Origin of the sequence: Streptomyces sp. NPDC058683, assembly GCF_042716195.1 — a bacterium.
Classification (GTDB): domain Bacteria; phylum Actinomycetota; class Actinomycetes; order Streptomycetales; family Streptomycetaceae; genus Streptomyces.
Window position 1 is genome coordinate 109,737 of sequence record NZ_JBHXSK010000038.1, and the last position, 13,957, is coordinate 123,693.

At 70.6% G+C, this 13,957-nt stretch carries 10 protein-coding genes; 8 read left to right on the top strand and 2 right to left on the bottom strand.

Annotation, left to right across the window (positions count from 1 at the left end; translation table 11 throughout):
• Window positions 1–64: 64 nt before the first annotated feature.
• From ACFWXC_RS35310 to ACFWXC_RS35325, 4 genes are all read left to right on the top strand, one after another.
• Window positions 65–1,267, top strand: coding sequence for a thiolase family protein (locus ACFWXC_RS35310; protein ID WP_384485151.1), 1,203 nt, complete (start codon window positions 65–67; stop codon window positions 1,265–1,267).
• The gene (locus ACFWXC_RS35315; RefSeq protein ID WP_384485153.1) at window positions 1,264–1,932 is read left to right on the top strand and encodes a 3-oxoacid CoA-transferase subunit A; all 669 of its coding nucleotides are present in this window, start codon (window positions 1,264–1,266) and stop codon (window positions 1,930–1,932) included. Before ACFWXC_RS35310 ends, ACFWXC_RS35315 begins: the two co-directional genes overlap by 4 nt.
• On the top strand, window positions 1,932–2,615 hold the full coding sequence (locus ACFWXC_RS35320; RefSeq protein WP_384485155.1) for a 3-oxoacid CoA-transferase subunit B: 684 nt from the start codon (window positions 1,932–1,934) through the stop codon (window positions 2,613–2,615). Before ACFWXC_RS35315 ends, ACFWXC_RS35320 begins: the two co-directional genes overlap by 1 nt.
• Before the next feature lie 200 nt (window positions 2,616–2,815).
• On the top strand, window positions 2,816–4,963 hold the full coding sequence (locus ACFWXC_RS35325) for a SpoIIE family protein phosphatase (RefSeq protein ID WP_384485157.1): 2,148 nt from the start codon (window positions 2,816–2,818) through the stop codon (window positions 4,961–4,963).
• A 64-nt stretch (window positions 4,964–5,027) separates the two neighbouring features.
• On the opposite strand, the gene ACFWXC_RS35330 is transcribed toward ACFWXC_RS35325, so the two are convergent.
• Window positions 5,028–6,212 (bottom strand): type III polyketide synthase, encoded by a 1,185-nt coding sequence (locus tag ACFWXC_RS35330; RefSeq protein WP_384485159.1) that lies wholly within the window; start codon window positions 6,210–6,212, stop codon window positions 5,028–5,030.
• A gap of 475 nt (window positions 6,213–6,687) precedes the next feature.
• Between ACFWXC_RS35330 and nhaA the strand changes: the two genes are divergently transcribed.
• The 4 genes from nhaA to ACFWXC_RS35350 all read left to right on the top strand — a co-directional run bounded on the left by nhaA (window position 6,688) and on the right by ACFWXC_RS35350 (window position 12,477).
• Window positions 6,688–8,598: a Na+/H+ antiporter NhaA gene (gene nhaA / locus ACFWXC_RS35335; protein ID WP_384485161.1), complete on the top strand. Its 1,911-nt coding sequence runs from the start codon at window positions 6,688–6,690 to the stop codon at window positions 8,596–8,598.
• Between the two features lie 163 nt (window positions 8,599–8,761).
• The gene (locus ACFWXC_RS35340; protein ID WP_384485175.1) at window positions 8,762–10,339 is read left to right on the top strand and encodes an adenosine deaminase; all 1,578 of its coding nucleotides are present in this window, start codon (window positions 8,762–8,764) and stop codon (window positions 10,337–10,339) included.
• Between the two features lie 224 nt (window positions 10,340–10,563).
• Window positions 10,564–11,877: a preprotein translocase subunit SecY gene (secY, locus tag ACFWXC_RS35345; RefSeq protein ID WP_384485163.1), complete on the top strand. Its 1,314-nt coding sequence runs from the start codon at window positions 10,564–10,566 to the stop codon at window positions 11,875–11,877.
• 138 nt (window positions 11,878–12,015) lie between these two features.
• Window positions 12,016–12,477 carry a GreA/GreB family elongation factor gene (locus ACFWXC_RS35350; protein ID WP_384485165.1) on the top strand — a complete coding sequence of 154 codons (462 nt, stop codon included), beginning with the start codon at window positions 12,016–12,018 and terminating at the stop codon, window positions 12,475–12,477.
• An 85-nt stretch (window positions 12,478–12,562) separates the two neighbouring features.
• On the opposite strand, the gene ACFWXC_RS35355 is transcribed toward ACFWXC_RS35350, so the two are convergent.
• On the bottom strand, window positions 12,563–13,018 hold the full coding sequence (locus ACFWXC_RS35355; protein ID WP_384485167.1) for a DUF3566 domain-containing protein: 456 nt from the start codon (window positions 13,016–13,018) through the stop codon (window positions 12,563–12,565).
• Window positions 13,019–13,957 lie beyond the last annotated feature (939 nt).

Genomic DNA, 13,957 nt, shown 5'->3' on the forward strand with positions numbered 1-13,957 from the left:
AACTTATCAATCGATGCAGATTAGGTCTTGGACGCATCGAAGTCCGCGCTCCTACCGTGAGCGTATGACCGACAGTTATCTCTACTCGGCGGTGCGAACGCCTTTCGGCCGCTTCAGGGGCGCTCTCTCCGAGATCCGGCCCGACGACCTCGCGGCGCAGGTCATCGGGGGGGTCCTCGCCAAGACCCCGGCACTGGATCCCGGACGCATCGACGACGTCGTCTGGGGCAACGCCAACGGGGCCGGCGAGGACAACCGCAACGTGGGCAGGATGGCCGTCCTGCTGGCGGGGCTGCCCACCTCGGTGCCCGCGACCACCGTCAACCGTCTGTGCGGATCGTCCCTCGACGCCGCCCTCATCGCCTCACGCGACATCGAGAGCGGCGACGCGGACATCGTCCTCACCGGCGGAGTCGAGTCGATGACCCGCGCCCCGTGGGTCCTGCCCAAGCCCGGGCGTGGCTTTCCCGCGGGGGACGTCACCGCCGTGTCCACCACTCTCGGCTGGCGCCTGGTCAACGAGCGCATGCCCAAGGAGTGGACGGTCTCCCTGGGCGAGGCGAACGAGCAGCTCGTCGACCGCTTCGCCATCTCCCGCGAGCGCCAGGACGCCTTCGCCCTCCGCTCCCACCGTCTTGCCGACGACGCCTGGAACGCGGGCTTCTACGACGACCTGGTCGTCCCCGTCTCGGACGGCGAGCGCACCGTTCTGGAACGCGACGAGGGCATCCGCCCCGGGTCCACCATGGAGAAGCTCGCCACGCTCAAGCCCGCCTACCGGACCGACGGCCTCATCACGGCCGGAAACGCCTCGCCGCTGAACGACGGCGCCTCCGCGGTGCTGCTCGGTTCGGCCGCGGCCGCCGACCGCATCGGTGTGGATCCCCTCGCCCGTGTCGCTGGCCGCGGCCGCGCCGCGGTGGATCCGCAGATGTTCGGATTCGCGCCCGTCGAGGCCGTGAACAGGGCACTGAAGCGCGCGGGCATCTCCTGGGCCGACGTCGACGCCGTCGAACTGAACGAGGCGTTCGCCGTCCAGGCGCTGGCGTGCGTGGACGCGTGGGACGTCGACCCGGCGATCGTCAACACCAAGGGCGGGGCCATCGCGCTCGGCCACCCCCTCGGCGCGTCCGGCGGCCGTCTGCTGGGCACCCTCTGCCGCCGTCTGCAGGAGTCCGGCCAGCGGTGGGGCGTCGCGGCGATCTGTATAGGTGTCGGCCAGGCCCTCGCCGTGGTCCTGGAGAACGTCGCCGGGGGCAGCAGGTGACCACACAGCTGTGTGCTGATGCGGACGAGGCGGTCGCCGGCGTCCAGGACGGCGCCACGGTGCTCGTCGGAGGCTTCGGCATGGCGGGCATGCCGGTGGCGCTGATCGACGCGCTGATCCGGCAGGGGGCAACCGACCTCACGGTCGTCTCCAACAACGCCGGGAACGGCGACACCGGCCTGGCCGCGCTGCTGGCCGAGGGACGGGTCCGCAAGGTGATCTGTTCCTTCCCCCGCCAGGCGGACTCCTGGGTGTTCGACGGCCTCTACCGGGCGGGGCGTATCGAACTCGAAGTGGTCCCCCAGGGCACTCTGGCGGAGCGGCTGAGGGCGGCCGGAGCCGGTATCGGTGCCTTCTTCTGTCCCACCGGTGTCGGCACGCTGCTCGCGGAAGGCAAGGAGGTGCGCGAGATCGACGGCCGGCTCCATGTGCTGGAGTACCCCATCGGCGGAGACGTCGCGCTGATCGGCGCTCATCGTGCCGATCGGATGGGCAACCTCGTCTACCGCAAGACCGCGCGGAACTTCGGTCCCGTCATGGCCACCGCGGCCACCACCGTGGTCGCCCAGGTCCGTGAGGTCGTCGAGACCGGCGAGATCGATCCCGAGACCGTCGTGACGCCCAGTATCTTCGTCGACCGTGTGGTGCAGGTGGCTGAACAGTGATGACACAGACTTCCCCGACGACCGGCGGTCAGGGCCCGCTGGGCAAGCACGACATCGCCGCCCTGATCGCCCGCGACATCCCGCACGGGTCCTTCGTCAACCTGGGCATCGGCCAGCCGACCCTCGTGGCCGACCACCTCTCCCCCGGTTCCGGCGTCGTTCTGCACACCGAGAACGGCATGCTCAACATGGGTCCCGCCGCTTCGGAGGACCAGATCGATCCGGACCTGACCAACGCGGGCAAGGTTCCCGTCACCGAACTGCCGGGCGCCGCCTACTTCCACCACGCGGACTCCTTCGCGATGATGCGCGGCGGCCATCTGGACATCTGCGTCCTCGGCGCCTTCCAGGTCTCCGCGCGCGGCGACCTGGCCAACTGGCACACCGGCGCGCCCGACGCCATTCCCGCGGTCGGCGGAGCCATGGACCTGGCCATCGGGGCGAAGAAGGTCTTCGTGATGATGAACCTGTTCACCCGGGACGGAGCACCCAAGCTGGTCCCCGAGTGCGGCTATCCGCTCACCGGCCTGGCCTGCGTGGACCGCGTCTACACGGATCTGGCCGTCTTCGACCTCACCCCGAGCGGGGTCCGGGTGCGACAGACCTTCGGCATCGGCGTACCCGAACTCGCCGATCGCCTGGACCTGCCACTGCTGACCGGCTCCCCTGAACAGTCCGCTTGAACACGGTCGACCGCCGGCGCCGGTGAGTGCCCGGCAGGGCCGGTGTTCGTTCACTGTCCGCGTTCGTCGCGTGATCCGCCGGTGTGGGCGAAGCGAGCCCCGGTGATATTCAATGAGGTGTGCGGTCAGGGATCTCGGGGCCCCGTCGCCGGGTCCGAGCACGGCTCCGGCGCTGCGTCGGCGATTGCTGAGAGAGCCACATGGACTCCACACCATCCTCCTCGTCGTCGCCGTTCGACATGGTCAGCAGTGCCCTGGGGCGTTACGTCCCCCGTGGAGGAGCGGAACCGGCCGCCGGGCGCGGCGAGCGCGGCACGCGTCTACGCGTACCCGACGGCCCGGCAGCCGGACGTCAGGATCAGATACTCGGCGTGATCAACCTGGACGGGGATCTGAGAGTGATCCGGTCCAATCTGGACGCCCCGGTGTTCGCCGGTCTGGACGCCGTGCCCGGGAGTCCTTTCGTCGATCTCCTGCCCCCCGGGGACGTACCGACGGTCACACGTCGGCTGCGGCAGGTTCTGGAGACCGGTGAGGCGCATGTCGCGCGGATCCAGCGCCTGCGGCGCCGCGACGGGTCGGAGCTGGTGGTCTCGCTGAGCATCCTGCCCGCCGCGGTACCTCAGGAAGGCCTGACCGTGTCCGTGATCGCCATGGCCAAAAGGCTGCACCTGTACGCCGCCGAGACCGCGATCGGCACCTCGCTGGACATCGGCGAGACCGCGCAGTCACTGGCGGAGTCCCTGCTGGCCTGGGGAGACGTGGCCGCCGTCGACCTCGATTTCGCCGTGTGGACGGGCGAGGGAGTCACCGCGCAGGCGCAGGGGCGCATCCGGCTGCGGCGGGCGGCCCTGGTGCCGAACCGGGCGTGGCCCGAGGGCTATGCCACTCCGGGCGACGATCTTCCCGGCGACGCGAGTCGCCTGCTGGCGCAGGCGGTGCGGCGGGACGACGCCCCGCAGGCCATCGTCATACCCGACCGGAAGGCGGTCGAGCGGGTCCTCGGCAGTCCGCGACTGATACGTGCCCTGGTGCCCGGCGACCGGTCGGCGGGTGTGGCGTGCATACCGCTGGTCCTGGACGGCGCGCCGCCCGTCGTGCTGGGCCTGGCGGAGATCTGGCGGCGGGCCGACAGCCCCTTCCGCGACAGCGAGCTGTTCGACCTGCAGGAACTGGTCGCCAGGACCGTCCACCACGTCGACCTGGCTCGTCAGCACCAGCGCGAGCACAAACAGGTACTGGCGTTGCAGCGCCGGCTGCTGCCCCTCACGGGCGGCAACACCATCGAGATCGCCAGCATCTACCAACCCGCAACGCCCGACAGCGCGGGGGTGGGCGGTGACTGGGTGAACAGCTTTCCGCTGCCGGACGGTCGTACCGCGCTGGTGGTGGGCGACGTCGTCGGACATGGCCTGGGAGCCGCGGCGACCATGGGCCAGCTGAGCATGGAGGCCCGCGCGCTGCTGTCCGCGGGGCTGGCGCCCGACGAGGTGCTGGAGCACCTGGACGAGACCGTGACGCTGCTGGACGACACGGAGTCCGGGCTGGCGGCCGGCTACAGCGCCCTCGGTTCGACCTGCTGCATCGCCCTGTACGACCCGGTCAGCCACAGCATGGCGCTGTCCAGCGCAGGCCACCTCCCCCCGGTCCTCGTGTCCCCGGACGGGCGCGCGGGCCCGCTCGCGATCCGCCCGCATCCCGGTCTGGGCGCCGAGTTCGCACTGCGAGAACCGTTCGACGTACACACGTTCGACGTTCCCCCTGGTTCGCTGCTCGCCCTCTACACGGACGGCCTGGTGGAGGATCCGACCGTGTCGATCGACGACGGCATCGGCAGGCTGGCGGACGTCGTGTCCACGGTGCACCCCTGGGACGCCCTCCAGCAGGCCGCACGGCACGTGGTCTCCGCGCTGGCACCCCCGCACCAGCGCGACGACGTGGCCCTGTTGCTGGCACGGATGATCGGCTACCGCAAGGGCGACACCGCGACCTGGCGGCTGCCCGCCCGCGACGACGCGCCCGCCCGTGCCCGCGCGCTGCTCTCCGCGCTGCTGCGGCAGTGGCACGCCCGGGACGACACCCGGGACAACGTGCTGCTCCTGGCAAGCGAACTGGTCACCAACGCGGTGCGCTTCGCCACCGGCCCCATCACCGTACGGCTGATCAGGGCCGGCCCCAGCCTGCTGTGCGAGGTGGGCGACACCGGCAACGGCAGGCCGCGTCTGCGGCGGGGCGGCCTCTACGACGACAGGGGTCGCGGCCTGTACGTCGTGCACCGGCTCACCACCCGGTGGGGCGTGCGGTGGACGGACACCGGCAAGGTGGTCTGGGCGGAAGTCACGAGGTGACGCGGGGACGGCCGTGCGCCGCACGGGTGGCGCGGGGCTCGATCCACCGCCGCCCCCGTTCCCGCTACAGCCACTCCCCTTCCAGGGCGGTGGCGGAGAGGCCCGGTGCCGCCGCGTACAGGACGGCACGGCTGCCCGACTTCTGCCCGGCGTCGTAGGCCCGGCGCATGATGTCGAAGACGGCGGCGCCCCCGCGGTTGCCGCTGGTGTAGCTGTCCCGGCTGTAGTCCAGCAGCCCCGACGGCCACGCGTCGGGCATCGTCTGCTCCATGTACTCCAGCACCCGGGTCCCCCCGGGGTGCGCCAGCAGCACGTCCGGGTGCCAGGAGCCGGGAGCGTCCTCGTAACGGAGGCGCAGCCACTCCCACATCGCGGTGACGGTCTCCTGCACGGCGCGCGGCCCACGCCGGTCCATCACGAAGTGGGTGCCGTCCGCCCGCGTGTCCAGGCGGTGCAGGTCCTGGGTGCCCGGCAGGGTGTGGTGCCAGGCGGCGTCCAGCCGTAGCACCGATTCGCTCCTCGGGCGGCCCGTGACCACCGCGGCGACCGCGGTGTCCGCGAACAGCAGCCGGACGATCAGGGACTCGAGAGTGTCGTCGGCGGGCTGGTAGGTGGTGCTCAGCGCCTCCGAGATCACGACCAGGACCACCCGGTCGGGGTCCGCGGCCACGAGATCCGCCGCCAGCGCCAGGGAGCGGGTTCCCGCGACGCAGGCCCACTGCGTGGCCGGCAGCAGCATCACGTCGTTGCGCAGCGAAAGCCTGTTGGCCAGGGTCACGTCCAGCCCCGGCAGCGCGGGGGTGGTGGAGTGACTGGTGATCAGGCAGTCGATGTCCGCGGCGTCCAGCCCGGCGATCTGCAGGGCTCCGCGCGCCGCATGCTCCCCGTAGGACTGCACCGCCTCCCAGGCCGGCGCGGTGCGCTCCTGGACGGTCTGCGGCGCGGGTATCGCCTCAAGTGCGGCGATCACGCGATCCACGTCCTGCTGGGTGAACCCTTCGCGCGCCAAAGCCTCTTGGGCCGGCGCACTTCCGACAGCCCCCAGGCCACCGCCCTTGCCGGGCGCGACGGCGGCCTCCAGCGGCAGCATCCAGCCGCGGGTCTCTATGCCCGTGCTGGCCGCGATGCCTTCGATCCGCGGCGTCCAGGCAGCGTGCGGATGCCGGTCGCGCACCTCCGCCACGATCTGGCTGGTTTCCACAGCGTGCTCGCCGTGTATCACGGCAGGAGGGCAGAGGTATGCGGCCATGGTGAAGCACCTTTCGTACGAAAAGGGGTAAATGCCACGAAAGCCGTGGCATGGGTCACCTTGGAACGTCGCGCCCAAGAGGCTGGCGATGGGCTCCACTTCGGGAGCCGGTTGCCGCTTCGAGCATGGACCCCAAATGGACATTTCCACTGTGATGCAGACAACTCAGACCGCATTGCGTAGGCGTGACAAGTCACACACCCCCAGGACGGGAGCGCTCGGACCGGTTCCGGAGGCCTTACCTGACTTACCGTCAGCAAGAGCGTCTGGAGGGCCGACATCACGCGGACGGACGCCGGGTACGAAGTCTCCGTTCCGGCACGCGGTACCCGCGGTAGTCGCAGGCGGTGGCGCTGCCGAAGCAGCCGCCCGTGGCGTCCGGTGCCCGGAGACCGCCTGCCCCGGCGAGGGCACGGGCCGGGAGCAAAGCCGCACGATCCATGAGCGGCCGTTCGGCTGCGGTGATAATCGGCACGTGAGCGGCTACGAGTCCACTGAGGCGTCCCAAGGACTGGCCACGCAGAGCAAGACGCGCTGGCGTTCCTTCGTGCAGACCGAGACAGGCAGTGCCGTCCTGCTCCTCGGCGCGGTGGCCGTCGCGCTGGTGTGGGCCAACATCGACATGCGCTCGTACGAGGCCGTATGGCAGGCGCACTTCACGATCGGCCTCGACACGAAGCACCTGTCGCTGACCCTGCACGAGTGGATCAATGCCGGGCTGATGAGCCTGTTCTTCTTCGTCGTCGGCCTTGAGGCTCGGCACGAGTTCGACATGGGGGAACTGCGCGACCGGCGCTGGGTGCTGTTGAGCGCGGTGGCCGGCCTGGGCAGCATGATCGTTCCGGCGCTGATCTACGTCGCGTTCAACGCGGGCCTGGACTCGGTGCACGGCTGGGGTACGGCGATGTCGACGGACACCGCTTTCGCGCTGGGCATCCTGGCCGTACTCGGGTCGCGGCTGCCGGCTTCCCTGCGGGCATTCATCCTGTCCATCTCGGTCGTCGACGACCTGGTCGCGCTCCTGGTGATCGCCGTCTTCTACAGCGACGACATCCACCTGCCCGCGCTGCTGGTGGCGGTGGGCACGCTGCTCGTCATCACGCTGCTGCGGCTGGCACGGGTCCGCAAGGGGCGGTACTGCGCCGTCCTGTCGGTGGTCGTCTGGGTGGCACTGCACGAGGCCGGGGTGGACCCGGTCGTGACCGGACTCGCCGTCGGCGCGCTGGTCGTCGCCTACCCGGCGCCGCGTGAGGATCTGGAGCAGGCCAGTCGTCTCTTCCGCCTGTTCCGGGAACAGCCCACACCCGAGTTGCAGCGCTCGGCCGTACTGGGCCTGACCGCGGCGATCTCCCCCAACGAGCGGCTGGAACAGAAGTTCCTGCCGTGGGTGAGCTTCGGCATCGTGCCGCTGTTCGCACTGGCCAACGCCGGCATCGAACTGAGCGGCGCGAAACTCGCCGAGGCGTTCACCTCGCCGATCACGCTGGGCATCGTGTGCGGCTGTGTGGTGGGCAAGACGATCGGGCTCGTCGGGTCCATGGCAGCCGCACGCCTGCTGTCGGGCGGGAGGCTGCGGCCCGGCGTCGGCTGGGGCTCGGTCACCGCCGGCGGAGCGATCGCCGGAGCGGCCTTCACGGTGTCCCTGCTGATCGCCTCGCTGGCCTTCGAGGGCGAGGAACTGGACCAGGCGCGCATCGGCATCCTCGCCACCCTGGTCGGCGCCTTCGCGGTGAGCTGGGCGGTCACCGGGGTGATGAACCTGCTGCCGGCCGCCCGCCGGGCCCGGGCGCTGCTGGGCAACGCCGATCCGCTGACCGACCTCGCGGTCGCCGTCGACGCGCGTCATGACCGTATCCGCGGACCCGAACGGGCAGCGGTCACACTGGTGGAGTACGGCGACTTCGAATGCCCGTACTGCGGCCAGGCCGAGGCGGTGGTGCGGGAGTTGCTCGGCAGCGACGCGGACGTCCGCTACGTGTGGAGGCACCTTCCCCTGACCGACGTCCACCCGCACGCGCAACTGGCGGCGGAAGCGTCGGAGGCCGCCGCTCGCCAGGGGCGGTTCTGGGAGATGCACGACCTCCTGCTGGAACGGCAGGACGCTCTCCAGGCACGCGACCTGCTGCGCTACGCACAGGAACTCGGGCTGGACATGGAGCGGTTCCGGCAGGACCTGGAGCGGCACCGTGGCGCCCCCCGGGTGGCGGAGGACGTGGACTCCGCGGACCTCAGCAGCGTCTCCGGTACGCCCAGCTTCTTCATCAACGGCCGACGTCACCACGGTGCCTACGACATCCAGACACTGGCGGCAGCCGTCGACTACGCCCGGCAGCGGGCGCTGGCGGAGCACGCGAGCGTCAGCCGGCCGAAGCCGGCGACGGACTGAGCGGCCTGTGCGCACCCGTACGGCGCGGTCGGCCTGTGCGGGCGGTCCGGTCGCGGCTGCGCCCGCGCGGGTGACTCGGTCGTGCTCACCGCGCGGCAGCCAGGACCGGCCAGGATGATGTGATGATCATCCTGGTGTGACGACCCCTGACGGCCCCCGCGCCGTGCACTCCTCACGCCGCACGGCGCTCTCCGCCGGACTCGGCGCCCTGTCCCTGCTCTGCCTCGCGTCCCTGTCGGCGGCGCCGCCCGCGGTCGCGCACACCGGGACGGTCCCAGGCGTGCCCCGGCCGATGACGGCCGCGGAGGCGCGTACGGCCGCGTACCTGGAGTCGATCCGCAACGACCCCAGGCTGCTGCACGGCTTCTTCCGGCACCTGCCCAAGGGCGGCGACCTGCACAACCACCTCCCCGGGGCGGTCAGGACCGAGTACCTGATCGAGCTCGCCGCCGAGGACGGGCTGTGTATCGGCACGGCCACGCTGACCGCCGTGGTACCGCCGTGCGGTCCCGGCACCCGCCCGGCCGCCGACGCCCGCACCGACCACGACTTCCACGACGCGATCGTGCGCGCCTGGTCGATGCAGGACTTCCCGCCGGACCAGAACGGTCACGACCATTTCTTCGACACGTTCGACAAGTTCGGCGAGGTGTCCTGGCGCCATCGCGGAAAGCTGCTCGCCCAGGTCGCCGACACGGACGCGGCGCAGACCCAGTTCTACCTGGAAACCATGATCATCCCGGCCTCCGACGGCGCCAGGCAGCTGGCCGACGAGGTCGGCTGGGACCCCGACCTGGCCGCGCTGCACGCCAGGCTCGTGGCCGGCGGCAGGCTCGACAAGGTCGTGGCCTACGCGCGCAAGGAGGCCGACGACGGTGACGCCGAGTTCCGTACGGCAGCCCGCTGCGGCACCAGCCGTCCCCGCCCCGGCTGTGCGCTGACCGTGCGCTGGATCTCCCAGGTCAGCCGCGGCAGTTCGCCCGAGCGCGTCTTCACGCAGTTGGCCCTCGGCATGCGGCTCGCCGAGCGCGACTCCCGGTTCGTCGCCGTCAACCTCGCCCAGCCCGAGGACTGGGAGAGCTCGCTGGCGAACTACAGCCTGCAGATGCGCATGCTCAACTACCTGCGCACCGTCTACCCCAAGGCCCATGTCACCCTGCACGCGGGCGAGTTGTGGCCCGGACTGGTCAAGCCCGAGGCCCTGAAGTTCCACATCGAGGAGGCCGTGAACATCGCCGGCACGGAGCGGGTCGGCCATGGTGTCGACCTGGTCCACGAGGACGACTGGCAGCAGACGGCCCGTACGATGGCCGCCCGCCAGATCGCCGTCGAGGTGCCGTTCACCAGCAACGCCCAGATCCTCGGCGTGCGCGGCGCCGAACACCCCTTCAACACCTACCGTTCCTACGGCGTACCGGTCGTCCTGGCGACCGACGACCCCGGTGTCTCCCGCATCGACATCACCCACGAGTACCAGTACGCCGCCCAGACCTACGGCCTGACCTACCCCGAGCTGAAGGACCTGGCCCGCGCCTCCCTCGAGTACGCGTTCCTCCCCGGCCGGAGCCTGTGGCAGGGCAACCCCACCCGCGACGGCTACCGCCCCGCGGCCGCCTGCACCGGCCAGTTGCCCGGCAGCGGCCGCACCCCGAGCACGGAGTGCCACCGGCTCGTCGCCGGCAGCCCGAAGGCAACCGTCCAGTGGCGGCAGGAGGCCGCCTACGCCTCCTTCGAGAGGTGAGTTCCCGGCTCCGGACCGCGGTCTCAAGGCGAAGAAGAGGGCTGGGGAGGCTGGGGCGTGAGCCCATAAGTTGCAAATTCGGTTGAACAGGTGTCGAGCGGCGCGTGTGGAGTCATTCATGTGTGGCCCGAACCGTTCAGGACGGCATGCCTCGCTCTCGGGTCGATGCGCTGTCGTCATCACCGACCCCGACGGCCCACGCGCGAAGGGTTGCAGGAGACACCGTGCTCACCGCGTTCGTCAATGCCTTCAAGACGCCTGACCTGCGTAAAAAGCTTCTCTTCACGCTGGGCATGATCCTGCTCTACCGGGTCGGTACCCACGTCCCGATCCCCGGCGTCAACTACAAGGCCGTCCAGACGTGTGTGAACGAGGCCTCCGGCAACCAGGGCCTGTTCGGACTGGTCAATCTCTTCAGCGGGGGCGCGCTGCTCCAGATCACGATCTTCGCGCTCGGCATCCTGCCGTACATCACGGCCAGCATCATCCTTCAACTGCTGACCGTGGTCATCCCGCGTCTGGAAGCCCTGAAGAAGGAGGGTCAGGCGGGCAACACGAGGATCACGCAGTACACCCGCTACCTGACGGTGGCGCTCGCCGTCCTGCAGGGCACCGGCCTCGTCGCCACCGCCCGCAGCGGCGCCCTCTTCTCCGGCTGCTCGGTCGCCTCCGGCATCATTCCGAACCAGTCGATCTTCACGACCGTCACGATGGTGATCTGCATGACCGCCGGCACGGCCACGGTCATGTGGCTCGGTGAGCTGATCACCGACCGCGGCATCGGCAACGGCATGTCGATCCTGATGTTCATCTCGATCGCCGCTTCCTTCCCGTCCGCACTGTGGGCCATCAAGGAGCAGGGCACCCTGGCGGACGGCTGGATCGAGTTCGGCGCCGTCATCCTCGTCGGCCTCGCCATGGTCGGCCTGGTCGTCTTCGTCGAGCAGGCCCAGCGCCGGATCCCGGTCCAGTACGCCAAGCGCATGATCGGCCGCCGGTCCTACGGCGGCACCGCGACCTACATCCCCGTGAAGGTGAACCAGGCGGGCGTGATCCCCGTCATCTTCGCCTCCTCGCTGCTGTCCATCCCGGCCCTGGTCGCACAGTTCTCGGGCGGGGACTCCGTCTGGAAACGGTGGATCGCCCAGAACCTGACCAAGGGCGACCACCCGATCTACATCGTCCTGTACTTCCTGCTCATCGTGTTCTTCGCCTTCTTCTACGTCTCCATCTCCTTCAACCCGGAGGACGTCGCGGACAACATGAAGCAGTACGGCGGCTTCATCCCGGGCATCCGGGCCGGGCGGCCGACCGCGACGTATCTGTCGTACGTGCTCAACCGGATCACCTGGCCGGGTTCGCTGTATCTGGGGGTGATCGCCCTCGTCCCCACCATCGCGCTGGTCGGGTTCGGGGCGAGCCAGAACTTCCCGTTCGGCGGCACCAGCATCCTGATCATCGTGGGTGTCGGCCTGGAGACCGTGAAGCAGATCGAGAGCCAGCTCCAGCAGCGCAGCTATGAGGGCTTCCTCCGCTGACCCGGGGGCCAGGGGCTTGCTGCCGGCGACTGGCGACATCACGGTGGCGAACATATCGGTAATATCAGTACAGAACGTTATCCGCACTCCACCTTCGGTCGTTCCGTCACCGAAGGATCCGCCACCGAAGGAGCGGACATGGGTGGGCCCGAACCGATCAGCGCCGAGGGTCGTCGCGCGCTGGAGCAGCAGCTTGCCGATCTCCACAGCGACCGGCAGGACGTCGCCGCGACGCTGCGCGGCGACGATTCCCCGGGCGACCACGCGGACGAGGCCGACGAGTTGCAGCGGGCCGACGACCTCCGGCGCCTGGACGCCCGCATCGAGGACATCACGCTGCGGCTGCACCAGGCGGCGGTCGCCGGACCGGCCCCCGTCGGCGTGGTCGGTGTCGGCAGCACCGTCACCGTGCGGTTCACGGACGGCGCGGTGCAGAGCGTCGAGATCGGCGAGATCGCCTCGGCGGCGGACGAGAACCTGGTGACGCAGGACAGTCCGCTCGGGCGCGCGCTGCTGGGGCACCGTGTCGGCGACACCGTCAGCTTCGAGACACCCCAGGGAGCCGCGGACGCCACCGTGGTGTCGCTGGGCGGCACCTAGGCCAAGGCAACGCCCGCCTTCGGAGCGGACGGTCCTGAGCCCTGACGCTCACTGACCCGCCGCGCACCTCATCACACCGTGTGCGTCACTCCTCTTGGCCGGCTTCCGGCCGGACGGGGACCGCATGCTCGCTCGGTGCCGTCCGCTTCCTGCCCCGCAGGGAGCCGTACCTGGCCGACAGGTGCCGCACCGTGCCGGTGACCCAGGCCGGAGTGTGGGCGCGCAGGTAGCGGCGGACGCGGAGGCCGGCGCGGTCCATGGCCAACTGGGCGTTGGCGCCCGCCTCGGTGGGGCCGAGGTCGTCGGTGAGAGAGATTTCGAGGCCGCCGCTGTACGGGGCGGTCAGGTTGTACAGGAAGGTGGTCAGGGCTGCCAGACACGAGCCCAGGACGACTTCGAGGATGATGACGGTGAACGCGATGGTCAGGAACGTGCTCAGCCGGGGCAGGGCGTCCGGCGCGAGGATCGCGGCCAGGCCCCAGGCGGCGGCCGAGGCGACGACGGTGAGGACACCGAGACCACCGAGGAGCAGGAAGCTCATCACCGTCACGGACCAGGGTTCTGCCTCCGATATGCGTATCGTCCGCGGCCGAGGCGAAGAGCCCCGTGCGGGACGGCGGCGCGCGAGCGTATCGCGGGCGGCCGGCGGGGTCGGGCGGCCGGCCGCGGCGGGGAAGGACGTGTCGGGCCGGGACGTGTCGGGCCGGGAGCGGAGTGCCGGGACGGGCTGCGGCGCGGGCCTGTTCGCTGCGGGGCGGCCCGGCGCCGGCTCATCCTGAGCGGCGGTCGTCGCCGCGGTCTCGCCACGCCCCAGGGCGCCTGCGTGCTCCGCCGACAACACCCGCCCGTCTAGGTGTGCCGCGACTGCGGGGACCGCCCCTTCGTCGGTGTCCTCGCCGTGTGCCGCGGGCCCCGGCTCGTCGACGGACCGGGAATTCCTCGCGGTGGGGGCGGTGCCGTTGAGCCCGGGTGTGGCCCGCTTGCGGGAGGTGTTGCGGGTCCTGCGCTTGGCGCGACTCATGCGTGTCTCCCTGAGTGGCCTGGCAGTCTCGCGGGGGCTCTTCCCGCATCGAACGGGCCTCCGCCGACCGCCCGGCGGCCGGTGGGGGCCTGCTGGTCGTTGCCTTCGACGGTATGGGCTCCTGCGTGATCTTGCATTCCTGGCGACGCACCCGGGTGGGCCGACGGCCGGGCCGGTCCCCGCGGGCGTCCACGGCTCCGTTCACCATGGTCAGGGCGGTGGTGCGGTCGTGGTGCGACCAGTGGCGTGTCACCCCGTCGTAGACGACCGTCACCCGGCCGTCCTGCCTCGCAGCCGCCTCGCAGGCAACCTCTGCATGCGCTGCCGGATGCCCGGACCGGGCGCTGTCATGGCCGTGGTGGGCAGGAGGGCCGGCCGGGGGGGTGGTGGCGGCGCGCCCCCCCCCCCCCCCCCGGCGGGCGCCCAACGCCCACCCCGCGCCCTCAAGCGGGGACTCAT